Below are 24,685 nucleotides of genomic sequence, written 5' to 3' on the forward strand. Positions count from 1 at the left end.
CTTATAATACCTGAATCTGCTTTAAATGAGAACGAAACTACCGCTTTGTTGACGTAATATCTGTTTTTTGACTTTAGGCAAAAGCGCTGCAGTGTATCTCAGTGGTTACAGGCACTTGAGCCAGTTGCCAGTGTTGCAGAGCCCAAGCTAAAATTTCAGTCACTGGCGCAGCGCTCAGCGTGTTGGGTACTGGGTGTCCCAGTAAGTGCAAAGCCGCACCAAGGCTATGCTGTAATGGCCATTGGCTTAATGCGCTGGCATGATTTTGTTTACTGAGTTTTTGTCCCGGGCTACTGACTGCTAAAGGTAAATGGCCATAACGAGGCGCGGATTGTCCCAGCAAACTGAATAAATGCTGTTGTCTGGTTGTCATGCTGAGTAAGTCAGCACCGCGAATCACTTCGGTGATTTGCTGGTCCATATCATCAATTACCACCACGAACTGATAACTGAATAAGCCATCACGTCGTTTTAAAATATAGTCTTCTTGCGCCAGCGTGCTAGCGATTTGCTGCGTACCAAAGATCAGATCGTTAAACTGGGTGCTAACGTCCTGCGCTTTTAAGCGCCAGGCCAAAGGCTCTGTGGTCAGCTGTAATGTAGCACAGCGGCCAGTATAGATGCCGCCTGCCAGACTGATGTCACGACGACTGCATTGGCAGCCATACAGCACACCACGCTGCTGTAAATCGTTAAAAACCTGCTGGTAGCGAGCCAGGCGTTGGCTTTGGTAGATTACCGTGTCATCCCAATACAGGCCAAAGGCCTCTAAGGTGTGCATAATGGCACTATCGGCACCAGCCTGCACCCGAGGTGTGTCGATATCTTCGATACGTAATAACCATTTACCTTGCTGGCTTTTCGCTTGCAAAAAGCTACCAACTGCCGCCACTAACGAGCCAAAATGTAAAGGACCTGAAGGGGAAGGAGCAAAACGGCCAATGTAGTTGGCCGTTAGCTTGGGTAACGCAGTAGACACAGCAGTAAGCCCTTGGTATTAGCCACCAAGTTGCTTTTCTTTAATCTCAGCCAGCGTTTTACAATCGATACACTGATCCGCCGTGGGGCGAGCCTCTAAACGCTTGATACCAATTTCAATACCACAGGTATCACAGTAACCGAAATCGTCGTTTTCGATTTTTTGCAAAGTCTTTTCAATTTTCTTCAACAGCTTACGCTCACGATCCCGAGCGCGTAATTCCAAGCTGAACTCTTCTTCCTGGGCGGCACGATCTACCGGATCGGGGAAGTTGGCTGCTTCATCCGCCATGTGGGTTTTGGTGCGGTCAACTTCTTCCCGCAACTGTTGGCGCCAGGCATCGAGAATTTTCCTGAAATGTTCCAATTGCTTCGGGTTCATATACTCTTCCCCGACAGCAGCCTGATAGGGTAATACGCCAGCCAGCGCGAGCAACCCTAAGGATTTATTGTTATTGCCTTCTGGCATGATTCTCTCCTGTACAATCCCACCAAGCAAAAAAGATGGCGGCTATAGATAGCAGAATATCACCGCTACCGCAATCACTAATAAAAAACCGCGGAAGTATAGCGGCTGCTGCCCCTGCCGTCACGGTTTTTTGACTTTTTTAACGTGACTTTTAAACTTTTTTAGTGATATCAGCGCTTAATCTAAGTAATTCTTTGTTATTGAGCCGTCAAGCTGGACTTAGCCCTGTGCTACAATGCCGGTCTCGGCCCAAACGGCAGCTATTCATTATTATTGGAGTTTGGTATGCAATCAGGTTTAGCAGTATTACAGATTAGTCTTCAGCAACAGCCCGCAGCAGAGCAATTTGGTGCCAATGCGCTGCTATCGCCATCTGCCAGTGGCTATCAGATCCATCTAAGACCCGCGGATGAATTACGTTCTGTACAGAAGGCCGCGCGCTTGCTGGATAATTTGTCGGTAAATCGTGTCCAGCTTACCGGTGATTGGCCATTGGCATTACAATGGGCATTTTATCAGGGCTTTGTTAATGCCAAACGCCAAGATGGGGTGCAGTTCTGTGGTGATAGTGCCACTCTTACCGCCTTAGAGCAGCGTGTTCGTTGTTACGGTTTTGCCAAAGATTTAGTGAACCAGACCCCTGAACAATTATCACCCCAGCTGCTTTGCGAACATGCAGCGGCTTTTATCACTGAGATAGCTGGTACGGCCAAAGTCAAGCATCGCTTGATTATTGGTGAGCAACTAGCGGCTGAAGGCTGGCATGGCGTTTATCAGGTAGGTCGGGGCAGTGTAAGGCCACCTGTGATGCTGGAATTAGATTTTAACCCAAGTGGTGAGGCGTCAGCACCAGTGGCTGCCGCTTTAGTAGGTAAAGGCATTACCTTTGACAGCGGCGGTTACTCGATTAAACCTAACGAAGGGATGCTGACGATGAAATGTGATATGGGTGGCGCGGCAACGGTAACCGCCGCCTTAGCACTCGCTATCCTGCAAGGCTTAAATCAGCGGGTTAAATTAATTTTATGTTGCGCCGAAAATTTAATCAGTGGCCATGCCTATAAATTGGGTGACATTATCACCTACAAAAATGGCACTACCGTGGAGATTGTCAATACCGATGCGGAGGGACGCTTGGTGTTAGCCGATGGTTTGCAATTAGCCAGTGACAGTGGTGCAGGCTTGATTATTGATGCTGCGACCTTGACTGGCGCAGCGATGACTGCAGTAGGCAGTGAATACAATGCGTTATTTGCCTTGGATAAACCCTTAGCACAGCGCGCCTTAGCTTATGCCGAGCAACAACAAGAATTAACCTGGCAGTTACCACTAGAAAAGTGGCACCAACAGCAATGCCCATCACCTTATGCCGATACTGCTAATAGCCGGCCAGTAAAAGGCGGTGGGGCGGGTGGTGCCAGTAATGCTGCGGGATTTCTAAGTCGGTTTGTCGCCAATGATGGTCAAGGTTGGCTGCATTTTGATTTGGCTGCGGCCTTTAATAATTCCGCTAACGCTTATTGGGCGGCTGGCGCAACAGGGCAGGGTATTCGTACCATTGCCGCCACTTTATTAAATGAACTTAAGGCCTAATACTGGCAGCCCTCTCGCCAGCGGCTTGTCGTTGGCGTGAATAAGAGAATCAACACTGTGTTACCTGTAGCTGAAATTTTACCTGAGTTGTGTCGTTTGCTGCAGCAAAGGTCCCGTCTGATCTTATCGGCGCCGCCTGGTGCCGGTAAATCAACCTATTTGCCATTGTATCTGTTACAGCAACCCGAGTTTGCCGATACACGTATTGTGCTATTAGAGCCGCGGCGTTTGGCCGCGAGAAGTATCGCCGCCTATTTAGCTGCGCAATTAGGTGAAGCGGTAGGACAGACAGTGGGTTACCAAATTCGGCAGGATAGTCAGTTTAGTCAAGCGACCCGACTACTGATTGTTACTGAGGGGGTGTTAACCCGGAAAATTCAGCAAGATCCTGAACTAAACTCGGTCGATTTACTGATTTTTGACGAATTTCATGAAAGATCACTGCATGCTGACCTAGGCTTGGCACTTGCTTTGGAAGTGCAAGCTTTGAATGAGCGGTTAAAAATCCTCGTGATGTCAGCAACACTGGATAGCAACGCTTTAGCACAGTATCTGCAAGCGCCGATCTTACAAAGTCAGGGGCGCAGTTATCCTGTCAGTATGACGTATGTGCCGCCAACTAAAGAACCGATGGCCTTGCAATGTGCCAGACAGGCTTTACAGGCTTTTTACCAGCATCAGAGCAGTGTGTTAGTCTTTTTGCCTGGACAAGCAGAGATAAAGCAAGCGCTGGAGTGGCTAAGCGGACAAACCTTACCTAACACGGTAAAGGTACTGCCTTTACTGGGCAGTATGAGTTTGACGGATCAGCAACTGGCCATCGCTGCGCCGCCTGACGGCGAGTTTAAATTGGTACTGGCCACCAACCTTGCTGAGACGAGTTTGACCATTGAGGGCATTCATGTGGTGGTGGATAGTGGTTTTGCGAGGCGCGCCAGCTATCAACCGCGTTCAGGAATTAGCCGTTTAGAGACTATCGCGATCAGTCAAGCCGCGGCAACACAGCGAGCGGGACGAGCTGGTCGTCTGGCTGCGGGGTATTGTTATCGGATCGATAGTGCTGAGCAATGGCAGCGTAGGCCCGCTTTTGAGCCCGCAGAAGTAGAATTAGCCGAGTTGACGGCCTTACGCTTAGAGATTGCCGTATGGGGATGTCAACCGCGCGATTTAAGCTGGTTAACTGCACCCAATAGTGCCAACCTTGCTGCGGCAACCGCTTTATTGCAACAGTTACAGGTTTTGGATGGTCAGCAGCAGCTGACGGCTTACGGTCGAGTCCTATATCAGTTTGGTACCGATATCCGTTTGGCTAGCATGCTGCAGCATGCAAAAATACTGGAGGCTGATTATCCTGGGATCCTTTGGTTGGCGGTGCTATTGGCCGTATTGCTAGAGGAGTCGGTTAGCTCGCAAGCCGATCTGTATCAACAGCTATCGCAGTTGCATACTCGACACAGTTACTACCAACGCCAATATCAGCAAGCGCAACAGCTTGCTAAACGCTTATCATGTCAAGCGGTGAATCAATTGCCGTTGCAGTGGGTGGCGGTACTGTTATTGCGTGCTTATCCTGATCGTTTAGCTCAGCGTCGTGGCCAAGGCTATTTATTGGCGAATGGCGCTGGCGCAAACCTGCCTGCAGGGCATGCACTGGAACAACACCCTTTTTTAGTGGCAGTCACTCTTCAGCAATCTCAACAGCAAAATCGGATCTTACAGGCGGTTGCTATTGATCTTGATGCTATTCTAGCTGACTGGCCAGAACTCGCTTGGCAAAGTGTTACCGGTTGGGATGATAAACAAGCGAGTTTTTACAGTGAGCGGCGCCGGTTATTTGGGCAAATCGTCTTACAGCGACGGCCCAGCCCCTTGCAATTGTCGGCAGCGGAGAAACAACAAGCTTGGCTGAGTTATATCGCGAAACAGGGGTTGGCTGTCTTACCATTTACTGCAGCGTGTCAGCAGTTACAGCAAAAACTCGTGTTATTACAACAGTATCAATATACCGATTTTCCGGATTTAAGCGATGCGGCTTTATTAGCTAATTTAGCTGATTGGCTTGGTCCTTATTTATCGGAGATTAACAAAGCCAGTCAGTTGGCAGAGTTACCCCTGTATAATTTACTTTGGCAGCAATTAAGCTTTATGCAACAGCAACAGTTAAAACATTTATTACCAGACGCTTGGCTGGCACCTACCGGCAATACGGTATCGATTGATTATACCTTACCCGCAGGACCAGGGTTTTCAGTGCGAGTTCAGGAAATGTATGGTCAACTGGTGTCGCCAAGCATACTGGAGGGTAAGCTGCCATTAACGGTTACCTTGCTGTCACCCGGGCGACAGCCGTTACAAATTACCCGTGATCTTGCCAGTTTTTGGCAGCAAAGCTGGCAGGACGTCAAAAAAGAAATGAAAGGTCGTTATCCAAAGCATTTTTGGCCGGACGATCCGGCCAATGCGCAACCGACTAATAAAACCAAAAAAGCGATGCAATTATGAGCCGAGCGAAAAAGAAAACGGTTAAATCCAGCCGCCCAGCACGCTGGTGGCGCATTGCGTGGCAAACTGCTTTAAAACTGTTGTTGGTTATTGTTTTGGCCTTAGTGGTGTATTTTATTTATCTTGATAGCAAAATCACTAGCACTTTTTCAGGCCAAAAGTGGCAGGTACCTGCGCAAATTTATGGCCGCAGTTTAGCCTTGTTTCCGGGTAAATATTTGACTCAACTCAATCTTATTCAAGAATTAGAGCAGTTACAGTATCGGCGAAGTACGGATGTCAGCGGCCCTGGACAATTTAGTGTGCAAGGGGGGCGCGTGACGATTTTCAGGCGTGCTTTTACCTATGTCGACGGTGAGCAACCGGCACGTCTGTTTAGTGTGGAGTTTAATCGCACAGGCGTTAGCCGTGTAGTACAGCAGGGGCAGGCGATAGACTTTGCTCGATTAGAGCCGCAATTAGTGGAACATTTAGTCTCGCCTCATCAAGAAGATCGCGAACTGGTGCGTTTAGAAGCTGTCCCAGACTTGTTCAAGGACACCTTGCTATTAATTGAAGATCGGAATTTTTATCAGCATCGTGGCGTATCGCCCTTGGCGATCCTACGGGCATTTTGGGTCAATCTGACGGCGGGTAGAACGGTGCAAGGTGGGTCAACCTTAACCCAGCAGTTAGCGAAAAATATGTATTTAACCCATGATCGTACCTTATGGCGTAAAGCGAATGAAGCCTTTATTGCCTTAGTTCTGGATTATCGGTTTAGTAAAGATCAGATCTTTGAAGCCTATTTAAATGAAATCTATTTGGGGCAAAATCATGCCACTGCCGTACATGGTTTTGGTTTAGCCAGCCGTTTTTATTTTGGTAAGCCGCTAGCCGAGTTAGCGCCAGAACAATATGCGTTATTGATTGGTATTGTTAAAGGTCCAGGGTTTTATGATCCCAGACGTTTTCCTGAGCGGGCGCAAAGTCGTCGTGATTTAGTCTTACGTCTGATGTTTGAGCAGCATTTGTTAGATCGCCAAGCATACGAACGCGCAGTCAAGCAGCCTTTACAGGTTGTGCCTCGTGGTCAATACCTGAATGCAAGCTTCCCTGCTTATATGGACGCGGTAAAGCGTGAGTTGCGGCAACTAGCCTTAGATAGCGCCTTAATGCATAGCGGTATCAAGGTATTTACCTATCTTGATCCTATGGCACAAAGACAGGCAGAGCGCACTGTGAGTCAAATCGTACCAGGGATGAATCCAGACTTAGAAGCGGCCATGCTGGTGGTCGATTACCAAGAGGCGGCCATACAAGCCTTAGTGGGGGGCAAAACGGCCGGTTTTGCTGGTTTTAACCGCGCTCTGGAAGCCAGAAGACCTATAGGTAGCTTGATTAAACCCGCTATTTATTTAGAAGCACTGGCACAGCGCGGCCGTTTTACGTTAGGCACTATGCTTGATGATAGTCCGATCAGTTTACGCAATAATAATGAAGAGTGGCAGCCACAAAATTTTGACAAACAATTTCATGGGCCTATTTCGCTAATGCGCGCGTTAGCAGACTCGCGTAATTTACCGACAGTGCGCTTAGGCTTGCAGTTAGGCATGCCAAAAGTACAGGAGGCGCTGCGGCGTTTAGGGTTAGAACGGCGGGTGAACTTGTATCCTGCTGCTTTACTTGGCGCGGTAGATTTAACGCCCTATGAAGTGACACAACTTTATCAAACGCTGGCAAATAATGGGGTGCATCAGTCGCTCGCTACGGTGCAAGCGGTAACCGATCAACATGGAGCAGTCGTTTATCAGCGTAGTAATATTAAAACGGTGCGTTATCCTGCAGAAGATGTGTATTTATTACATTATGCGATGATTGAATCGACTTTAACGGGCACTGCGCAGTCGTTAGCTCGAACTTGGCCGCAACCCACTTTTGCCGGTAAAACGGGCACTTCCAGTGATTATCGGGATAGTTGGTTTGCCGGATTTGATCAGGAGACATTAGTCACTGTTTGGTTAGGCCGTGATGATAACAAAAGTACCGGTTTAACAGGTGGCACCGGCGCCTTAAGATTATTTGCTGATTACTTTAGGCAAAAAGGGAAAAATAATTTAATTCGCTATATGCCTGAACAAGTGGAATGGCAGCGGTTCTCCACCCGAACAGGGTTGCCTATTCCAGAGTACTGTCCTAATGGGTGGTTGTTACCTGCGCATAAAGCCAGTGTGTTACAGCTCGCCACTTGCGAATAATAATAGAGGTTAAACTATGCACTCTAGTCTACTATCTGAGGTATGCCGCTGTAGCTGGGTAGACTTAACCAAGCCAGACTATATTGCTTATCATGATCAGGAGTGGGGCGTGCCGCTCTTTAATGATAATCAGCTGTTTGAATGTTTAACCTTGGAAGCCGCGCAAGCCGGCTTAAGTTGGTATACCGTTCTTAAAAAGCGCGAAAACTATCGTGCTGCCTTTGCAAATTTTGATCCCGCCAAAGTCGCGCTGTTTGATGACATTCAGGTGGCGGCTTTGCTAGAGAATCCGGGGATTATTCGTAACCGCTTAAAAATTGCCGCTACCATCAATAACGCGGCGCGCTTTTTGGAGGTGCAGCAAGAGTTTGGCAGTTTTAGCACTTATCAGTGGCGCTTTGTGAAAGGGTCTGTGCAAGTCAATAGCATAAAGTGCGCAGCGGATTATCGGGTAACTAGCCCAGAGTCAGATGCAATGAGCAAAGATTTAAAACGCCGAGGTTTTAAGTTTATTGGCTCAACCATTATTTATGCTTACATGCAAGCTTGCGGTATGGTCAATGATCATCACGATAACTGTTTTCGGAAAACTGCAGTGGCCAGATCATCGTCATGCTAGTTTACTGCCTCATTTAAAGTGAGGTTAAAGTTTGAGTTCGCGGGTTAAGGTTGTTAAGTAGCAATAATCAATTCTCCCTGTTACCTAAGCTTGCTAGATAACAGGGAGGTTAGAGCATAGGTTGTAGTCTTTATTTTAACGCGGCAAAAGCATAATCTGCGGCGGCAATGGTTTCCGCTAAGTCTTCATCGCTGTGCGCCAAGGATAAAAAGCCTGCTTCATAAGCTGACGGGGCAAGATAAACACCTTGTTGTAGCATTAAGTGGAAGAAGCGTTTAAAGGCTTCAATATCGCAGCGAGTCGCTTGTTGAAAGTTACTTACTCGGCCCTCGGCAGTGAAAAACATGCCAAACATACCGCCAACCTGATTAAAGCTAACCGGAATGCCATGCTTAGCAGCCGCTTGCGCTAAGCCTTTGATTAATTTTGCTGTCTTTTCGGTTAGCGCCTCATAGACACCCGGCTTGCTGATCTCTTGCATGGCTGCCAGGCCTGCTGCCATGGCAATAGGGTTACCTGACAGCGTACCCGCTTGATAAACCGGACCAAGCGGCGCTATGTGCTGCATAATGGCTTTTTTGCCGCCAAAAGCACCTACCGGCATACCGCCACCGATAATTTTGCCTAAGGTGGTTAAATCAGGTGTTACCCCAAAGTAGGCCTGCGCACCGCCGAGGGCAACTCGGAACCCAGTCATGACTTCATCGAAAATCAGCACGCTACCGTAGTCATCACACAGCTGGCGCAAGCCTTCTAAAAAGCCTGGCTCTGGAGGGATGCAGTTCATATTGCCCGCGACGGGCTCTACAATAATACAAGCGATTTGTTCACCTTGTTCGGCAAACAATTGCTGTATTTGTGCCAGATTATTAAATTCGCAAGTTAATGTGTATTTAGCAAAATCAGCGGGGACGCCAGGTGAGTTAGGTACACCTAGGGTCAAGGCACCAGAACCAGCTTTAACCAATAACGAGTCGGCATGGCCATGGTAACAGCCTTCAAATTTAACGATGGTATCGCGACCGGTATAACCGCGCGCTAAGCGGATCGCGCTCATGGTTGCTTCAGTACCCGAGCTGACCATCCGCAGCATTTCCATGCTCGGCACGAGCTCAGAAACTTTCTCTGCCATGGTGACTTCGGCTGGGCAGGGTGCGCCAAAGCTTAAGCCATTGGCTGCCGCGGCGATAACCGCATCACGGATCACCGGGTTGTTATGGCCCAGTAACATTGGCCCCCAAGAACCGATATAGTCAATATAGCGTTTACCATCTACATCGTATAAATAGGCGCCTTCGGCCTTGGCTACAAAAAATGGCTCGCCGCCAACACTTTTAAACGCACGAACCGGCGAGTTTACCCCACCAGGAATAGTGTGCTGGGCGCGGGCGAATAATTCAGAAGAAATGGACATTGTACTTATCCTGTCAGTTATTTATTGGTGTACCAGGGTACGGCGCATTCGTAATCCTGAACCAGATTTTCTACCCCAAGCGTTAACGCAAATAGCGCCATTCTTACTAAAATGCCGTTATCTGCTTGGCGGAAAATGGCTAGATTAGGATTTAAGTTAAGATCATTATCCAGCTCGTTGGCTTCTTGCCGCGAGTCGCGAGGTAATGGATGCATAATCACCGTATTAGATTTGCAATGCTGGGTATAAATTTCCTGATTAAGTCGGAATTTGCCCCGATAAAGATTCGCTTCAGCTTTAGAGGGAAATCGCTCTTCTTGGATGCGCGTTTGATAAACGATATCCGCACTCAGGTTGCCTTCCAGTTTATCGGTGATGTTAAGGCGGTGGCTGGCATTGTCTAATGCGCTTATGATTTCATCAGGCATGGCCAATTCTTGTGGAGAGATCAGGGTGATTTGCAAGTTTTTGTACAAGCTAAGTAATTTAGACAGTGAATGTACGGTTCTGCCAAACTTTAGATCACCCACCATAGCGATATGCATGCCATCAATGGTTTGATGAGATGCAGCAAGCTCTTGTTCGATAGTAAAGAGATCCAACAAGGCTTGGGTGGGGTGCTCATTCGCGCCATCACCGCCATTTAATACCGGAACGCGGCTACCTTCTGCAAACTCAGCCACTGAGCCTGCTTGCGGATGGCGCATGGCAATCACATCGCTGTAGCTGCTAATGACCCGAGCTGTGTCATACAAGGACTCGCCTTTAGACAAAGCGGAAGACTCCATGCCGGTAGTTTCTCTCACTTCACCGCCCAGCAAGTTAAAAGCACAACCGAAACTGACCCGGGTGCGGGTACTGGGTTCAAAAAACAAATTTCCTAAGATAGCGCCTTCTAGTACCTTAGTGCGCTTTTTACGGCTGGCATAAGGCGCCATTTTGCGGGCGATATCAAAAATGTACTGGATACTGTCGCGATCAAATTGTTTGACCGAGAGGATATGCTGACCTTTAAAGCTCATAGTGCGTGCTCACTTAATCGGATAGCGGGTGGGTTAGCCAAATAGCTGATGGCAATATTATACGCAATTTACAGCGGCTTTAACACGGCCAGTAAGATGATTGCCAGTAAAATGAGCACCGGAACTTCATTGAAAATCCGATAAAAACGTGCGCTATTGCGATTACGATTATGTTTAAAATCGGCCAATAATTTAAAGCAATAGCCGTGGTAAGCATAAAGTAAAGCTACTAACAGCAGCTTGTAATGCAGCCAGCTACTGACCGTAAACCAGACTTTGCCGTAACTCATAATTAGCAGCATCCCAAATACCAGCGTTAGTATGGCAAAGGGCGTGACAAAATAAAGCAAACGGCGTTCCATGACTTTAAAGGTCGCGTCACAATCGGGGCTAGCCGTTTCTGCATGATAAACAAATAATCGCGGTAAATAAAAAATGCCGGCGAACCAAGCCACCATAAAAAACACATGTAATGCTTTATAAATAAGAATTAAGGTCATATTAAATTATTCTGTTTTATGAGTAAGGCACGCAGTTGATCCCAGCGGATAATGCCAATAGGTAACTGCGGGTTATCCTGATAAATGTAAACAATACCTTCGCGCTTATCTTCCAGCTCCGCCAGTACTTCAGCCATAGTACATTGTTGCGATAAGCCTTTTACCGGCAGATATTGTAGGGCGCTGTCTCCAGCTAGCGATAAGCTAACATCATACTGCACAGTATAGAAGGCTAGGCCATCTTGCTCATTGCGTTTGATCAATAACTGCGCGGGTGGTTGTAACAGATCGAGTTGTTGTTTCACCTGTGATTCGGATGGATTATCTAACACTTGATAGTCTTGATTCATGACTGCTAATACCCCGACTTTCTGCAAGATGTCGTCTGCGGGTGAAAGCTTGTATGGTAATTGCATAAAATCGAGCTGCATTAGGAAGATCGATTTATTATTAAAAAATTGCACGGTAGTCACGTAAGCCGTGACGATAACTACCATGGCGGGTAAAATAATATGTTGGTTTGCTGCTAGCTCCATTACGGCTACTAATGCGGCTAAAGGAGCATGTAAGGTGGCTGCCATCATACCGGCCATGCCCAAAACAGCATAAGTGCCTGCGTTGCTACTGTTATCAACAATGACTGCGGGAATTATTGCTAAGATTGTTCCAAGCACCACGCCAATACCAAAGATCGGACCTATGATGCCCCCTGGTACGCCTAGACCAATAGCAAACAGGGTTAGTACAAACTTCCCAATTAAGATTACAAACAGCAGATGAATTTCTGTTGGGCTATTGATGGCAAACTGGATAGCGCCTGTTTCAGCGCCCATGGCCTGAGGAATAAAGTAACCTACCGCCGAGGTTACTAGGCCGGCTAAGGCCAAACGAAGTAGTAAAGGCCATTTTTTAAAGGTGTTTAACATTAGCATAAGATTGCGGTTAAACAACCATGCCATAGCACCAAAAATAATGCCGCATAAAATGAGATAAGGGAAATGCCAGACACTCAAATTAATAATGTCTAAAGCAGCCAACTCCCGATCATGACCAAATACCAGTTGTGTGGCTAAGGCGCCGACCACTGAAGCAAGCATCACTGGGATAAACACATGAATTCGGTATTCTCGCAGTACCACTTCCATTACAAAAATCATTGCGGCCAATGGCGTATTAAAAGACGCGGAAATACCCGCGGCAATACCACAGCCGGCCAAGATGCGGATACTGTTATAAGGTAGTTTCAAATAGCGACCAACGGTGCTGGCACCATAGGCACCAAGATGCACAGAGGGGCCTTCTCGCCCCACAGAGAAACCACTCGCTAGCGCCAAGATCCCACCAAAGAATTGATTCAGCGTATTACGAAATGGCATGATTCCATAAGCTGTTTTAATACGGTGGATCACAAATGGAATGCCTAAACGATAATGCCGATAACCAGTCAACAGTGCAATCATGCCAATACAGGCAGCACCTGCTAAAGGCAATAACCATCTGATGTCGGCATCGATACTGGTAAAATCATCATTTTTCGTCAGGAATAAATCTTGTATCCCGATAATCGCTAATCGAAACAAAATGATCAGTAAGGCCGCAATAAGCCCACCCAGCATACCTAATAGGCAAAGCTGTAAAGAAGTTTGAGGTAAGGCTAGCCGTTTTTGTAAAGCCGGCAGGTGTTCTCGCCAACGCTGCATAGCAATTTTTGTTGTTTGAAATGAATGCGATAAGTTTATCACATTCCAACACAAAGCGTGCTTTTCTAATGTAACTTGCGTGATTTCCGATTAATGGGAAATACTTGAATAAAATAGTCAAGTATTAGATAATCAACACCGTTATTATGCCGGTTGGAGTCATCATGTCTGAGTTACAAATTCCTTTAGAGTTCACTGATGCGGCAGCGCGTAAAGTAGCTTCTTTAGTTAGTGAGGAAGAAAATCCGGAGTTAAAACTGCGGGTATACATTACCGGCGGTGGTTGTTCAGGTTTTCAGTATGGCTTTACGTTTGATGAAAAAGTAAACGAAGGTGATTTGCTGATTGAGAAGCAGGGTGTTGCCATGGTAGTGGATCCAATGAGTTTGCAATATTTAATGGGCGGCATTGTGGATTATACTGAAGGTCTGCAAGGTAGTCGTTTTGTTGTGCAAAACCCAAATGCCACTACTACTTGCGGCTGCGGTTCTTCTTTCTCAGTTTAACTTCTTTTTTGTTTAACATCTTCTGCTGTTCCTTTATATGGCCCTCTATTTTTAGGGCCATATTGCTATGGACGAGTTAATAATACTAACGCCCATAAAACTAAAGCTAAAATCAGATTAAAAGCCAATATATAGGTAAACCCGCGCATACCTTGTTTTATCGGTATCTGATTTTGACGTAGGAAAAGATACCAGACCAAGCTCATCAATATGGGTAATAAAAAAAATAGTCTAACCACGCCCAACCTCTCACTGCTTCGTTTATTCAACGGCGACTAAACACCATTGTTAGCATAGCTTAGTATGCTAACGTAATTCTATTTTGTTCACTTAACTTAACTTAACTTTTATTGTTGCGTGCAAAGATCTGACTTAGTCACTATTACAGCACAGTCTGCTGTATCTGCAGGGGATAATTTATGCATTCTTTGTTTTTTTAACGCGTCTGGCTGTACGCTCGTCGCAACCTATGATATTAATTAATGACTAAGTACTGAAGCAGCATGCAAAGCTTCAGCATAGTGGTGTGCAGGGAGCCGATTTATCATAATAACTAAAAGCGTCACACGCTCGGAGAACAAAAAATGAAAGGTACAAAAAGCGTCATTTCTGATGAAAATAAACGGCTATGTGTTTGGCTTAAGCGGCAGCGGCAAGACAAAGGACATACTATGCGCAGTTTGTCAGAGTTACTTGGGACGCCACACTCTTTTATTGGCAAAGTTGAGAATCAAGAGCGTCGGCTGGATGTCGTGGAATTTGTGAGATACTGTCAAGCGCTTGAAATTGATCCTGCAGAAGGGTTAAAACAAGTTACAACTAATTAAACAATAGCTTGTGTCTAACAATAAAGCCGTTAATTAGCGGCTTTATTGTTTTCTTGCTGCTGAAGTTTTTTTCCTACCCATAACAGTAAAATTAATGCGGGTATAACCATCAATGAGGTGATGACAAAGAACAGTGCCCAGTTACCACCCAACGTATCGACTAGCTCGCCACTAAATGACGCTAAAGTCGTACGGCCAAGATTACCCAAAGAAGCCAGTAAAGCATATTGCGTTGCAGTAAAAGCTTTACCTGTCAGCCAAGTCAAAAATGAGACAAAAGCTACCGTTGAAAACGCAGCAGTAAAATTATCTACTAAGATTGCAGCAATAAATAACTCAGGCTTTGGACCTGCCATGGCAATCCAAGCGAACATCATATTACTGGCTGCCATGGCAATACCGCCAATAAAAAGGCCACGAATAATACCAAAGCGAATATTTATGGCGCTACCCGCTAATGTAAAAGCGATAGTAGCAAACCAGCCTACTAGTTTGGAGTATTCAGCAATCTGTTCATTGCTATAGCCAATTTCTTTGTAGAAAGGTACCGACATCCTTCCCAAAAAGGCTTCACCTACTTTAAATAAAAATACAAAACTCAGAATACCTAAAGCAAGTTGCCAACCATTACGCCGGAAAAAGTCTACAAAGGGCTCAACTACTGTAACAGTTAACCAAACCAGATAAGGCTGCGAACCCGCAAGTCCAAGTTGCGTTTTGTATCTGGCTTCGGCTGCCTGTTGCAGCCGGTCTCGGTGGTTAGCGGGTTCTTTAATCAGTAACGTAAAAACCATCAGCACAAGAATAAGAGCCGCCATACCTAGGTAGATCATTGGCCAGCCATAGCTATCGGCATTAGCGAAAGCCAAGTAGCCGGGTAAAGAATAACCAGTCCACCAGCCAATCACGCCCATCGCCGCTGCAGGTGCTACACGAACACTATCTTCACCGATAATTTCAATTCGATAAGCATCTATCGCAACATCCTGAGTGGCAGAGGTTAACGCTATGGTCATGGCCAATAACGAGGTGAATAATAGACTTTGCCCAGGATTGGTAAAGGCAATTGCTATGGTGGCAACGAGCATCAGAGATTGCATCAGCAAAATCCAACTGCGACGTTGGCCCAGTAGCGGATAAAGAATCGGTAGTTTGATGCGGTCGAGTAAAGGTGCCCATAAAAAATTTAAGGCATAAACAATAAAAACAGAGCCAAAATATCCAATGGCGGCCCTTGATAATCCGGCATCGCTTAACCAACCACTCATATTAGAGCTTAACAACACCCAGGGAAATCCAGATGCGCATCCCATCAGAAAGATGAAAAATAAGCGAATGTCTTGATAGCTGGCCAAAGCTTCGCGCCAAGTTTGCGCGGCTCCCTGTTGTTTTCCCAGTGCCATGATACGGATCCCAAAAATACTGCTGTGGCTATAATACTACAGCTTTGACCTTAGCAGACACTTTGGTTTAGAAATAGCGTTTATCAGAGAGTTGTATAGCGTTAGCTTAGTTGCTTGGAAAAGCTAAGGCCTTAAACCAACGAAATTGACCGGTCTCAGGCCTTTGCCGACAAGAAAACCCAAACAAAGCTGAAGATTACGTTTTAGTTTTTTATTTTGGCGCAACTGTTGTTCTGGCCAGTACTCAAATTGATGGAGTAAATACCAAAAAACTCTTTCTTGATAGACTGGCGGTGCCAGTGGTTTGTTGCTTAATGATGCCCATTCTTCTAGGGTATCCCAGATAAACAGACGTAATTCATGATGGGGTAGTTGGCCTCGCAAAAAACGCGAGGCATAAAATACTAATTGTTGTGATTTCTCATCAATAAAATTCGTTGCCATTTGCATACTCCCGGCAATTCGGGTTGCTTCTACCAAAGCACCTAACCTCAAGTATAGTCAAAGCCAGCTTTGTTGCGAATGGAGAACGAGTTTAAAGACATTTTTTTATCGTTTATTCTTGCGGTAGTAGTAGTACCCTGTTCAGAATAATCGGCTTGATAGGAACATCTGGCCAGCCAAGCTTTTCGGAAACCTCTGTTTCTTCTAGTTGAATTTTTTCAAGAACCTCTAGACCAGAAACGACTTGCCCAAAAACGGTATAGCCCCATCTGCTGCCCGGGTCCAGACTAGTATTATCATTAAGATTAAAGTAAAACTGGCTTGTGGCACTGTGCGGATCGGCTACACGCGCCATAGCAATACTGCCAATTTGATTCTTTAGTCCATTACCTGACTCATTAAATACAGGTTTAAACGTATCTATTGCTTTGAAATCAGGTGTATAGCCGCCGCCTTGCACCACAAATCCCGGTATCAGTCGATGGAATACCGTATTATCATAGGCATTTTTCTTTACGTAACTCAGAAAATTATTAACAGTTAACGGCGCTCGGCTGCGATCTAGCTCTACGACGATTTCTCCGTGTGAAGTTATCAGCAAGACCTTGGGGAATAGGTTATCTGGTTGTAAAAATTGGCCTGCGTGTAGTGATGAACAAAAAAGCAGAACGAAACTGAGTAGTAGCGTTTTCATTGATTCACCCTTAGTTTAAGGCCGCTTTCCAAGCGGGATCTTGCAATAACTGATTTAACACTTGCTCGGTTAAAATACGTAACTCCCGCTCTACGGCTGCAATATCCACCTTAAACGGTGCGGTATAGCTACTATCACCCGCATAGGATTTACTAAAGGTGCCCACATCGCTTTGTATAAAAACAGTCAACGTTACCTGATTGACCACTTGGTGATCTAATGGCCGTTGGCTAACAGAAGCTTGTAACTGGTTCATTTGGATTTTTAATTGAGTATTGTGTTGGCTATTGATATTAGCGCCTTTGTCTCGCAGGGCATTAGTCAGCGTTTGCTCTAGTTGCAAACGGACATCATTGGAGGTGCGATAATGCTTTTCATCACTACCTTGCTTTATCGTAAGGCTTTGTGTTCTTGGGCGCATATCAACCACTGCAAAACTAAATTGAGCGCCTTGCAACTCAGCCGCTTGTGGCCAAAAAATCTGCGGCACAACCATAAATGACGGTACTTGAGTGGCACAGCCGCTGAGCACGAGTAATAAAATAAGGCTTAGATAGCGCATAATTAACTCCGTTTGATTGATTCTAAAATAACAAATTTTGGATTGGCAGCCAGTTGTTGGCAATGGCCGAAAAGTTTTTCTAATTGTAAACGATAGGGCAAATGCCGGTTTGCGACAATTCGTAAGCGTCCGCCGGTTTTTAGTACCCGTTTTGCATCTTTAAACATCTGTGTCGCGATATGGGTTGTCACTGTTGCTTGCTGATGGAATGGCGGGTTACAAATAACCCAATCAGCAGAGTCGCTGCTTTGTTGGGTAAGGCAGTCATCTGCTATAAAACGACATTGGGCGACATATTGCGGCATATTTTCTTCAATAGTGGCTTTAGCTGACGCTACGGCCATATAAGACTCATCCACTAAGATCAATTGGCAAGTAGGTTGTTGCGTTAAAAGTTGTAAGCTTAAAACGCCATTACCACAGCCAAGATCAATCACCGTACTGCCAGAGGCGACGGTTGGCAGGTTTTGCAGAAAAAACCGCGCGCCTATATCCAATTTTTCCCGCGCAAAAACGTTGGCATGATTTACTAGCGTTTTATTATCGTCATCCAAAGACCAGCGCAGAGGAAAATTGAGTTCAGGCCTTACTAAGGTTGCGTCAAAGGTCGTGGAAATGTATCGACATTTTTTAATGGTCAGAGAGGCCTCTGTTGGCCCGATAAATTGCTCAAATAAGGCCAAAACATTACGAGTAATATCCTTTGCTTTGGCGGCAATCACCAGCTTGCTGTTAACACTAAGTACTTTACTCAGCGCAGCCAGTTGAAAAGCTAAATAGCTATGGTTAGCAGGTAACTTCATTAATACTAGCTGTGGTGCATCAGGTAACGCATCGAGACTGGTTAAGGCTTTATAATCACGCTCAGATAAGTGGTTCTGTGCAAGGTTATGACGACAAGCTAGCTGTGCTAGCACTGAATCCTGTACCGAATATTGTAAAATGGTGCCTTGTGCGCTGGCGCTAAGCGCGCAGGCTAGAACACCAAACGCATCGTTTAAAACCAGCACAGGGAGAGGTGTCGCTGGCTCAGTGTGTTGTAAAGATAATAAAGGTAAAGCGTGTTCAAGGATTAGTTCGTCGGCTGCATCCCAGGCTTGTAAGCTATGATTGGGTTGGTTCAAAGGCCAGCGATGTAACGTTAGCTGAACAGCACCAAGAGTAAACTGCGTTTTCATAAGGTTTTCATTAATGTTTTAAGCCGACTATTCTGACACGAGCCGAGCAGCACGACAACTGCCACCCACAAAGCTAAAAGTACCCGTGCTGTTTGCATGCGCTTTACGCCCTAATAAAAATCAAAAGTGTCCCTAGTGTAGTTTAACAGGACAACGCCACCAAGCTCCGTTAAAATCATCCAAAGTTTTTTTTAAGTTATGGGGCAACGATGTTAATTCAAACAGAAATTGAGCAAAAATTGCATGCTGCTTTGCAGCCAGTATGGTTAGAAGTCCTTAATGAAAGCGCTAACCATAATGTACCGTCGGGTTCTGAGTCACATTTTAAGGTGACTATTGTGACAGAACAGTTTGCTTCGATGCGCTTATTGCAAAGACATCGAGCCGTTAATGCTGTGCTAGCGGATGAGTTAGCAAATATAATCCATGCGTTAGCCTTACATACTTATACGCCATCAGAATGGGTAGCGCTGCATGGGGAGAAAGCGCCTGATTCCCCTAAATGCCTTGGTGGTAGCAAAATATAAAAATACTATCGCCATGTTTTTTGCTGATCAGACCTGTTTTTTGCGTTAAAGTTTTACACTAGTGGCTTTATATAATGACAACAACAGGACTTCTCATGGTTATTCAACCGAAAATTCGCGGTTTTATTTGTACAAATGCACACCCAGTTGGCTGTGCTGAGCATGTAAATGAACAAATTGCTTATGTTAAAGCGTTAGGCCCGGTCGTAAATGGTCCAAAAAATGTTCTCGTTATTGGTGCCTCAACGGGCTATGGTTTAGCCTCACGCATTACGGCTGCGTTCGGCTCAGGCGCAAATACCTTAGGGTTGTTTTTTGAAAAAGAGCCCACCGAAAGTAAAACCGGTTCTGCTGGTTGGTATAATACTGCCGCCTTCGAAAGTGCGGCTAATGCAGCCGGTCTTTGGAATAAACATCTAAACGGTGATGCCTTTACTGACGAAATGAAGTCACAGGCTATTGATATTATCCGCAGTGAAATGGGCAAAATTGATCTGGTGGTGTACAGCTTGGCTGCGCCACGTCGTAAAGACCCTGTTACTGGTGATGTTTACAGCTCGGTGCTTAAACCTATTGGTCAAGCTTACACTGCCAAAAATCTCAATACTTCAAAACGCGAAATTGAAGAAGTTTCTGTCGAGCCAGCCAATGCAGACGAGATTTTCAATACCGTTAAAGTAATGGGGGGCGAAGACTGGGAGCGTTGGTTAAGTCAGCTCGATGCCGCGGGTGTGTTAGCGGAAGGTTGTCAGACAGTCGCCTACACCTATATTGGCAAGGAATTAACGTGGCCAATTTATGGTAAAGCCACCATTGGTAAAGCAAAAGAGGATTTAGACCGCGCGGCTGCCGCCATTACGCAAAGCTTGGCAGACAAGAAAGGTAAAGCTTACGTTGCTTCGCTGAAGGCCTTGGTAACTCAAGCTAGCTCTGCTATACCTATAATGCCACTTTATATCTCCTTGTTATATCGTGTGATGAAAGCTGAAGGTACGCATGAAGGTTGCATAGAGCAAATTAATGGCTTGTTCCGTCAGGGGCTTTATGCCACTGAGCCGTTACTTGATGAAGCAGGGCGGTTGCGGATGGACGGTAAAGAATTAAGTGATCATGTGCAGCAAAGTGTGAAAAGTTTATGGGAGCAGGTGACGACTGAAACCATTGATAGCCTTACGGATTACGAGGGTTATCATCATGAATTTTTAAGATTGTTTGGCTTTGGTTATCAGCATGTCGATTATGACGCTGATGTCTCACCATTAAGGCCATTACAAAACTTGGTAAATTAGTCGTATTGACAGGGCAAAAACCGCCATTTGGCGGTTTTTATGCACCTGATACCAAGGCATTATTATCAAGCAAAGTCAGCATAAATTTTGGTATATAGCATGGATACACGCTGCTATTAGTGCTAGAATTCGCGACTTTAATACGTGTATCTGGTTATAATTTGCGCAGTTGCAGGCGGCGTAAAAGTTTAACCAGGTGTGCTGCCGACCAGCAGCTGAAAAACTAGGCCCTGTTTCTTCCCAAAATAGTAGTGCAAGTACGTATGATAAAACTCAAAAAAGGCTTGGACATTCCCCTTGCAGGCAGTCCTAAACAAGAGATCACTACGGGCAATGCCATCACAACTGTCGCCGTATTAGGTGAAGAGTATGTTGGTATGCGTCCGACCATGGCGGTCGAAGTGGGCGATAGCGTGAAAAAAGGTCAGGTGCTTTTCGAAGATAAGAAAAACCCTGGCGTTAAATTCACTGCTCCGATTGCTGGAACTGTGAAAGAAATCAACCGCGGTGCTAAACGAGTTTTGCAATCAGTTGTGATTGCGGCCTCAGGTGATGCGGCTGAGCGCTTTGCACAGTATCCCGCTGAGCAACTCGCGACCTTAACTCCAGAGCAAGTAAAGCAGAATTTAAATGATGCGGGTTTATGGATTGCATTCCGTACTCGTCCATTTTCACAGTCTCCTGCTTTAGATAGCACACCAAAAGCAATTTTCGTGAATGCAATGGATACCAATCCATTAGCCGCCGATCCTGCTGTTATCATTGCTGCTGATGCTGAGGCCTTTACCCAAGGCTTGACCGTGATTTCACGCTTAACAGAAGGTAAAACTTACCTGACTAAAAAAGCGGGTGTAGCGGTTCCTAGCGCGCCACAAGTCACGGTAGCGGAGTTTGATGGTCCGCATCCTGCGGGTTTAGTGGGAACACATATTCACTTTTTAGATGCTGCCAGCAGTAAAAAAGTGGTTTGGCATATCGGCTATCAGGACGTCATCGCGATTGGTAAATTATTTACCACGGGCGAGTTACATAGTGAGCGCGTGGTCGCTTTAGCCGGTCCTGTAGTGAAATCGCCACGTTTAATTAAAACCTTGCTAGGTGCCTCAGTAACTGAGCTAACAGCAGGTGAACTGGCTGATGGCCAAAATCGTATTATTTCAGGCTCTGTTCTTGCAGGTACCACAGCACACGGTGTGCATGGCTACATTGGTCGCTTCCATAATTTGGTTTCCGTGTTAGCTGAAGGCAACGAGAAGCATTTCCTCGGCTGGATTGCGCCAGGCGCTGAAAAACATTCAGTTACACGTGCTTATTTAGGTCATTTAAGCCCGAAAAAGCTGTTTAGTCTGACCACCACGACGAATGGTTCGTCGCGTGCCATGGTACCTATTGGTAACTATGAGCGGGTAATGCCGCTGGATATATTGCCTACGCTATTATTGCGTAATCTGATTGCTGGCGACACTGACGAAGCACAAACCTTAGGCTGTCTGGAACTGGACGAGGAAGATTTAGCTCTGTGTACTTATGTATGTCCGGGCAAATACGACTACGGTACCATTCTGCGTGACTGCTTGACTACCATCCAAAAGGAAGGCTAATCATGAGTTTAAAGCATTTTTTAGAGCGCATTGAGCCGCAATTTGAGAAAGGCGGTAAATACGAAAAGTGGTATGCTTTATATGAAGCAGTAGCTACTGTTCTTTATACCCCTGGTTATGTAACAAAGAATCAGACGCACGTTCGGGACAGTATTGACCTGAAGCGTATTATGATTTTTGTTTGGTTGGCGTTATTTCCAGCCCTTTTCTTCGGTATGTACAACATCGGTCATCAAGCCTCTTTAGCGTTAGCGCAAGGCTTTGCAACACCTGACACTTGGCAGGTTGCTATTTTCTCAGCCTTAGGCGGAGAGCTTGCGGCAAACTCAGGTTGGGGCACCAAGATGTTTTATGGTGCGGTTTGGTTTTTACCCATCTATGCCGTAACCTTCGTGGTCGGTGGCTTCTGGGAAGTGTTATTTGCGTCAGTGCGTAAGCACGAAGTAAATGAAGGCTTCTTTGTTAGCTCTATCTTATTTGCCTTGATTCTGCCAGCGACTATTCCATTGTGGCAAGTTGCTTTAGGTATTACTTTCGGTGTTGTAGTTGCTAAAGAAGTATTTGGTGGTACTGGCCGTAACTTCTTAAACCCAGCCTTAGCTGGCCGTGCTTTCCTGTTCTTTGCTTACCCAGCACAAATTTCGGGTGATGCAGTATGGACTGTAGCCGATGGTTACTCAGGTGCAACTTGGTTAAGCAAAGCTGCATCGGGTGATTTAGATTACGCCGCGAATACACAACTTTGGTGGGATGCTTTCTTAGGCTTTATCCCAGGCTCTGTTGGTGAAACCTCTGTGTTGGCCTTGTTGATCGGTGGTTTGGCACTGATTTATTTCCGTATTGCTTCTTGGCGCATAGTGTTAGGTGTTATGGTCGGCATGATCCTGACCAGCTACCTATTCAACGCTGTTGGTTCGGCCTCTAACCCATTATTTGCAATGCCATGGCATTGGCACTTAGTGTTAGGTGGTTTTGCTATTGGTATGTTCTTTATGGCAACCGATCCAGTATCTGCCTCTTTCACCAATCAAGGTAAATGGGCATACGGCATCCTAATCGGTTTCATGGTAGTGATGATCCGTGTCGTGAATCCTGCCTATCCAGAAGGTATGATGTTGGCAATTTTATTCGCTAACTTGTTTGCACCTTTATTCGATTTCTTCGTGGCGCAAGCCAATATCAAGCGGAGGCTGGCACGTAATGTCTAGTAATAACGACAGCATCAGCAAAACGCTGATCGTAGTAATCTCTTTATGTCTGGTATGTGCCATTGTGGTGTCTACTGCCGCAGTTCAGCTGCGGCCGACACAACTGGCTAATAAAAAATTAGACTCTCAGGTCAATATTTTACGCAGTGTTGGTTTAGTTGAGGGCAGTGCGCCTGCGGCTAAAATTGCTGAGTTATTTGATAAGCACATCGAAACACGTTTGGTGAATTTACAAACGGGTGAAATTGATGCTACTTGTGACAGAGCCTGTGCAGAAGCCTTTGACTACCGTAAGTCTTTAAAAGACGGTAAGTCGCTTGATGCAGCCGTTGACGTTGCTTCGATTCGTCGTATTTCTGAAAAAGCACCTGTGTATTTAACTTACGATGAAAATCGTAATTTAAAAGCCATTGTGTTGCCGGTTCACGGTTACGGTCTGTGGTCAACTATGCATGCATTCTTAGCTTTAGAAACTGATGGTAATACTATCATTGCGCTAAATTACTATGAGCAAGCAGAAACACCCGGATTAGGTGGCGAAATCGAAAACCCACGTTGGAAAGCACAGTTTGTTGGTAAGCAGCTGTTAAATGATGCGGGTGAGCTGGCTCTGAGTATTTTAAAACCAGGTAATGCCGATCCGCAGTCTGCGCATCAGGTAGATGGCTTGTCAGGTGCTACACTTACTGCCAATGGTGTACAAAATACCTTTACTTTCTGGATTGGTGAGAGTGGTTTTGGTCCATTCTTAACTAAAGTGCGTCAAGGAGCCTTAACCAATGGCTAATGCAAAAGAAATTAAAACCGTATTGTTTGGGCCGGTATTTGCTAATAACCCTATCGCTTTGCAAGTTTTAGGTATTTGCTCTGCGCTGGCGGTAACGACGCAAATGACGACCGCATTAGTGATGTGTTTAGCACTGACTTTTGTTACGGCGTTCTCAAACTTCTTTATCTCTGTGATTCGTAATCACATCCCATCAAGTGTGCGTATTATTGTGCAAATGACTATTATTGCATCATTGGTAATCGTCGTTGACCAATTCTTAAAAGCCTATGCTTATGATTTATCGAAGCAATTATCGGTATTTGTTGGTTTGATTATTACCAACTGTATCGTAATGGGTCGCGCTGAAGCTTATGCGATGAAGAGCACACCAGGTATGAGTTTCCTTGATGGTATTGGTAACGGCTTAGGGTACAGTGTGGTACTGATGGTGGTTGCTTTTATCCGTGAGTTAGGTGGTTCAGGTTCGGTTTTCGGTGTGCAAATTATGCCATTAATTAGCGAAGGTGGTTGGTATCAACCCATGGGTATTCTGTTAATGCCCCCGAGTGCCTTTATTATTATTGCTGGCTTTATCTGGGTATTACGTACTTACCGCCCAGAGCAAGTAGAGAAGAAGGCATAA

The 24,685-nt window shown here is 45.6% G+C and carries 23 protein-coding genes; 12 read left to right on the top strand and 11 right to left on the bottom strand.

Annotation, left to right across the window (positions count from 1 at the left end; genetic code table 11):
* Positions 1-73 precede the first annotated feature (73 nt).
* Both gluQRS and dksA read right to left on the bottom strand, forming a co-directional pair.
* Positions 74-979 carry a tRNA glutamyl-Q(34) synthetase GluQRS gene (gene gluQRS / locus ACO1PK_RS10435; RefSeq protein WP_423185572.1) on the bottom strand — a complete coding sequence of 302 codons (906 nt, stop codon included), beginning with the start codon at positions 977-979 and terminating at the stop codon, positions 74-76.
* A gap of 18 nt (positions 980-997) precedes the next feature.
* Positions 998-1,447 (bottom strand): RNA polymerase-binding protein DksA, encoded by a 450-nt coding sequence (gene dksA / locus ACO1PK_RS10440; RefSeq protein ID WP_423185573.1) that lies wholly within the window; start codon positions 1,445-1,447, stop codon positions 998-1,000.
* Positions 1,448-1,732: 285 nt separating this feature from the next.
* Here dksA and pepB point away from each other — a divergent pair, with 285 nt between their 5' ends.
* Genes pepB through ACO1PK_RS10460 form a run of 4 tightly spaced genes read left to right on the top strand, consistent with a single transcriptional unit; the run spans position 1,733 to position 8,398 of the window.
* Positions 1,733-3,040 carry an aminopeptidase PepB gene (gene pepB / locus ACO1PK_RS10445; protein ID WP_423185574.1) on the top strand — a complete coding sequence of 436 codons (1,308 nt, stop codon included), beginning with the start codon at positions 1,733-1,735 and terminating at the stop codon, positions 3,038-3,040.
* Positions 3,041-3,076: 36 nt separating this feature from the next.
* A complete protein-coding gene (gene hrpB / locus ACO1PK_RS10450) occupies positions 3,077-5,542 on the top strand; it encodes an ATP-dependent helicase HrpB (RefSeq protein ID WP_423185575.1) in 2,466 nt (821 codons plus the stop codon).
* Positions 5,539-7,779: a penicillin-binding protein 1B gene (gene mrcB / locus ACO1PK_RS10455; RefSeq protein WP_423185576.1), complete on the top strand. Its 2,241-nt coding sequence runs from the start codon at positions 5,539-5,541 to the stop codon at positions 7,777-7,779. Before hrpB ends, mrcB begins: the two co-directional genes overlap by 4 nt.
* Positions 7,780-7,795: 16 nt before the next feature.
* Complete coding sequence (locus ACO1PK_RS10460; RefSeq protein WP_423185577.1) at positions 7,796-8,398, top strand: DNA-3-methyladenine glycosylase I; 603 nt, start codon at positions 7,796-7,798, stop codon at positions 8,396-8,398.
* A gap of 130 nt (positions 8,399-8,528) precedes the next feature.
* Here the strand turns inward: ACO1PK_RS10460 and hemL are convergent, their stop codons facing one another.
* The 4 genes from hemL to ACO1PK_RS10480 all read right to left on the bottom strand — a co-directional run bounded on the left by hemL (position 8,529) and on the right by ACO1PK_RS10480 (position 13,034).
* On the bottom strand, positions 8,529-9,812 hold the full coding sequence (gene hemL, locus ACO1PK_RS10465; protein ID WP_423185578.1) for a glutamate-1-semialdehyde 2,1-aminomutase: 1,284 nt from the start codon (positions 9,810-9,812) through the stop codon (positions 8,529-8,531).
* 17 nt (positions 9,813-9,829) lie between these two features.
* Positions 9,830-10,834 (bottom strand): aspartate carbamoyltransferase, encoded by a 1,005-nt coding sequence (locus ACO1PK_RS10470; RefSeq protein WP_423185579.1) that lies wholly within the window; start codon positions 10,832-10,834, stop codon positions 9,830-9,832.
* Positions 10,835-10,902: 68 nt separating this feature from the next.
* A complete protein-coding gene (locus tag ACO1PK_RS10475; protein WP_423185580.1) occupies positions 10,903-11,334 on the bottom strand; it encodes a CopD family protein in 432 nt (143 codons plus the stop codon).
* Positions 11,331-13,034 carry a chloride channel protein gene (locus ACO1PK_RS10480; protein WP_423185581.1) on the bottom strand — a complete coding sequence of 568 codons (1,704 nt, stop codon included), beginning with the start codon at positions 13,032-13,034 and terminating at the stop codon, positions 11,331-11,333. Before ACO1PK_RS10480 ends, ACO1PK_RS10475 begins: the two co-directional genes overlap by 4 nt.
* 164 nt (positions 13,035-13,198) lie before the next feature.
* Between ACO1PK_RS10480 and erpA the strand changes: the two genes are divergently transcribed.
* Together erpA and ACO1PK_RS10490 are read left to right on the top strand one after the other, a co-directional pair.
* Positions 13,199-13,540 (top strand): iron-sulfur cluster insertion protein ErpA, encoded by a 342-nt coding sequence (gene erpA / locus ACO1PK_RS10485; protein WP_423185582.1) that lies wholly within the window; start codon positions 13,199-13,201, stop codon positions 13,538-13,540.
* A 584-nt stretch (positions 13,541-14,124) separates the two neighbouring features.
* On the top strand, positions 14,125-14,367 hold the full coding sequence (locus ACO1PK_RS10490) for a helix-turn-helix domain-containing protein (protein WP_423185583.1): 243 nt from the start codon (positions 14,125-14,127) through the stop codon (positions 14,365-14,367).
* Between the two features lie 29 nt (positions 14,368-14,396).
* Here the strand turns inward: ACO1PK_RS10490 and ACO1PK_RS10495 are convergent, their stop codons facing one another.
* The 5 genes from ACO1PK_RS10495 to ACO1PK_RS10515 all read right to left on the bottom strand — a co-directional run bounded on the left by ACO1PK_RS10495 (position 14,397) and on the right by ACO1PK_RS10515 (position 18,648).
* A complete protein-coding gene (locus ACO1PK_RS10495) occupies positions 14,397-15,770 on the bottom strand; it encodes an AmpG family muropeptide MFS transporter (RefSeq protein WP_423185584.1) in 1,374 nt (457 codons plus the stop codon).
* A gap of 123 nt (positions 15,771-15,893) precedes the next feature.
* Entirely contained in the window at positions 15,894-16,214 is a 321-nt protein-coding gene (locus tag ACO1PK_RS10500; protein WP_423185585.1) for a hypothetical protein, read from the bottom strand.
* Positions 16,215-16,326: 112 nt separating this feature from the next.
* Positions 16,327-16,908, bottom strand: a complete 582-nt coding sequence (locus ACO1PK_RS10505) for a peptidylprolyl isomerase (RefSeq protein ID WP_423185586.1) — start codon at positions 16,906-16,908, stop codon at positions 16,327-16,329.
* A 10-nt stretch (positions 16,909-16,918) separates the two neighbouring features.
* Complete coding sequence (locus tag ACO1PK_RS10510; RefSeq protein WP_423185587.1) at positions 16,919-17,470, bottom strand: YajG family lipoprotein; 552 nt, start codon at positions 17,468-17,470, stop codon at positions 16,919-16,921.
* A 2-nt stretch (positions 17,471-17,472) separates the two neighbouring features.
* Complete coding sequence (locus ACO1PK_RS10515) at positions 17,473-18,648, bottom strand: methyltransferase (RefSeq protein ID WP_423185588.1); 1,176 nt, start codon at positions 18,646-18,648, stop codon at positions 17,473-17,475.
* A gap of 209 nt (positions 18,649-18,857) precedes the next feature.
* On the opposite strand from ACO1PK_RS10515, the gene ACO1PK_RS10520 reads away from it, so the two are divergent.
* From ACO1PK_RS10520 to ACO1PK_RS10545, 6 genes are all read left to right on the top strand, one after another.
* Positions 18,858-19,175: a BolA family protein gene (locus ACO1PK_RS10520; protein ID WP_423185589.1), complete on the top strand. Its 318-nt coding sequence runs from the start codon at positions 18,858-18,860 to the stop codon at positions 19,173-19,175.
* 95 nt (positions 19,176-19,270) lie between these two features.
* Positions 19,271-20,464, top strand: coding sequence for an enoyl-ACP reductase FabV (fabV, locus tag ACO1PK_RS10525; protein WP_423185590.1), 1,194 nt, complete (start codon positions 19,271-19,273; stop codon positions 20,462-20,464).
* Positions 20,465-20,727: 263 nt separating this feature from the next.
* The gene (locus ACO1PK_RS10530) at positions 20,728-22,065 is read left to right on the top strand and encodes a Na(+)-translocating NADH-quinone reductase subunit A (protein ID WP_423185591.1); all 1,338 of its coding nucleotides are present in this window, start codon (positions 20,728-20,730) and stop codon (positions 22,063-22,065) included.
* A 2-nt stretch (positions 22,066-22,067) separates the two neighbouring features.
* A complete protein-coding gene (locus ACO1PK_RS10535) occupies positions 22,068-23,273 on the top strand; it encodes an NADH:ubiquinone reductase (Na(+)-transporting) subunit B (RefSeq protein WP_423185592.1) in 1,206 nt (401 codons plus the stop codon).
* The gene (locus ACO1PK_RS10540) at positions 23,266-24,060 is read left to right on the top strand and encodes a Na(+)-translocating NADH-quinone reductase subunit C (protein WP_423185593.1); all 795 of its coding nucleotides are present in this window, start codon (positions 23,266-23,268) and stop codon (positions 24,058-24,060) included. Before ACO1PK_RS10535 ends, ACO1PK_RS10540 begins: the two co-directional genes overlap by 8 nt.
* Complete coding sequence (locus ACO1PK_RS10545) at positions 24,053-24,685, top strand: NADH:ubiquinone reductase (Na(+)-transporting) subunit D (RefSeq protein WP_423185594.1); 633 nt, start codon at positions 24,053-24,055, stop codon at positions 24,683-24,685. The genes ACO1PK_RS10540 and ACO1PK_RS10545 overlap by 8 nt, the downstream gene beginning before the upstream one ends.

The sequence above is a fragment of the Alishewanella sp. d11 genome (assembly GCF_049390205.1).
GTDB lineage: Bacteria > Pseudomonadota > Gammaproteobacteria > Enterobacterales > Alteromonadaceae > Alishewanella.

What these genes read in the sequence shown, in the direction of transcription:
- dksA (WP_423185573.1), bottom strand. Translation starts at nt 1,447, where the DNA reads ATGCCAGAAGGCAATAACAATAAATCCTTAGGGTTGCTCGCGCTGGCT.
- pepB (WP_423185574.1), top strand. Translation starts at nt 1,733, where the DNA reads ATGCAATCAGGTTTAGCAGTATTACAGATTAGTCTTCAGCAACAGCCC.
- ACO1PK_RS10460 (WP_423185577.1), top strand. Translation starts at nt 7,796, where the DNA reads ATGCACTCTAGTCTACTATCTGAGGTATGCCGCTGTAGCTGGGTAGAC.
- ACO1PK_RS10490 (WP_423185583.1), top strand. Translation starts at nt 14,125, where the DNA reads ATGAAAGGTACAAAAAGCGTCATTTCTGATGAAAATAAACGGCTATGT.
- mrcB (WP_423185576.1), top strand. Translation starts at nt 5,539, where the DNA reads ATGAGCCGAGCGAAAAAGAAAACGGTTAAATCCAGCCGCCCAGCACGC.
- ACO1PK_RS10495 (WP_423185584.1), bottom strand. Translation starts at nt 15,770, where the DNA reads ATGGCACTGGGAAAACAACAGGGAGCCGCGCAAACTTGGCGCGAAGCT.
- ACO1PK_RS10475 (WP_423185580.1), bottom strand. Translation starts at nt 11,334, where the DNA reads ATGACCTTAATTCTTATTTATAAAGCATTACATGTGTTTTTTATGGTG.
- ACO1PK_RS10500 (WP_423185585.1), bottom strand. Translation starts at nt 16,214, where the DNA reads ATGGCAACGAATTTTATTGATGAGAAATCACAACAATTAGTATTTTAT.
- fabV (WP_423185590.1), top strand. Translation starts at nt 19,271, where the DNA reads ATGGTTATTCAACCGAAAATTCGCGGTTTTATTTGTACAAATGCACAC.
- ACO1PK_RS10510 (WP_423185587.1), bottom strand. Translation starts at nt 17,470, where the DNA reads ATGCGCTATCTAAGCCTTATTTTATTACTCGTGCTCAGCGGCTGTGCC.
- ACO1PK_RS10505 (WP_423185586.1), bottom strand. Translation starts at nt 16,908, where the DNA reads ATGAAAACGCTACTACTCAGTTTCGTTCTGCTTTTTTGTTCATCACTA.
- ACO1PK_RS10520 (WP_423185589.1), top strand. Translation starts at nt 18,858, where the DNA reads ATGTTAATTCAAACAGAAATTGAGCAAAAATTGCATGCTGCTTTGCAG.
- ACO1PK_RS10470 (WP_423185579.1), bottom strand. Translation starts at nt 10,834, where the DNA reads ATGAGCTTTAAAGGTCAGCATATCCTCTCGGTCAAACAATTTGATCGC.
- ACO1PK_RS10535 (WP_423185592.1), top strand. Translation starts at nt 22,068, where the DNA reads ATGAGTTTAAAGCATTTTTTAGAGCGCATTGAGCCGCAATTTGAGAAA.
- ACO1PK_RS10515 (WP_423185588.1), bottom strand. Translation starts at nt 18,648, where the DNA reads ATGAAAACGCAGTTTACTCTTGGTGCTGTTCAGCTAACGTTACATCGC.
- hemL (WP_423185578.1), bottom strand. Translation starts at nt 9,812, where the DNA reads ATGTCCATTTCTTCTGAATTATTCGCCCGCGCCCAGCACACTATTCCT.
- erpA (WP_423185582.1), top strand. Translation starts at nt 13,199, where the DNA reads ATGTCTGAGTTACAAATTCCTTTAGAGTTCACTGATGCGGCAGCGCGT.
- ACO1PK_RS10530 (WP_423185591.1), top strand. Translation starts at nt 20,728, where the DNA reads ATGATAAAACTCAAAAAAGGCTTGGACATTCCCCTTGCAGGCAGTCCT.
- ACO1PK_RS10545 (WP_423185594.1), top strand. Translation starts at nt 24,053, where the DNA reads ATGGCTAATGCAAAAGAAATTAAAACCGTATTGTTTGGGCCGGTATTT.
- ACO1PK_RS10540 (WP_423185593.1), top strand. Translation starts at nt 23,266, where the DNA reads ATGTCTAGTAATAACGACAGCATCAGCAAAACGCTGATCGTAGTAATC.
- ACO1PK_RS10480 (WP_423185581.1), bottom strand. Translation starts at nt 13,034, where the DNA reads ATGCAGCGTTGGCGAGAACACCTGCCGGCTTTACAAAAACGGCTAGCC.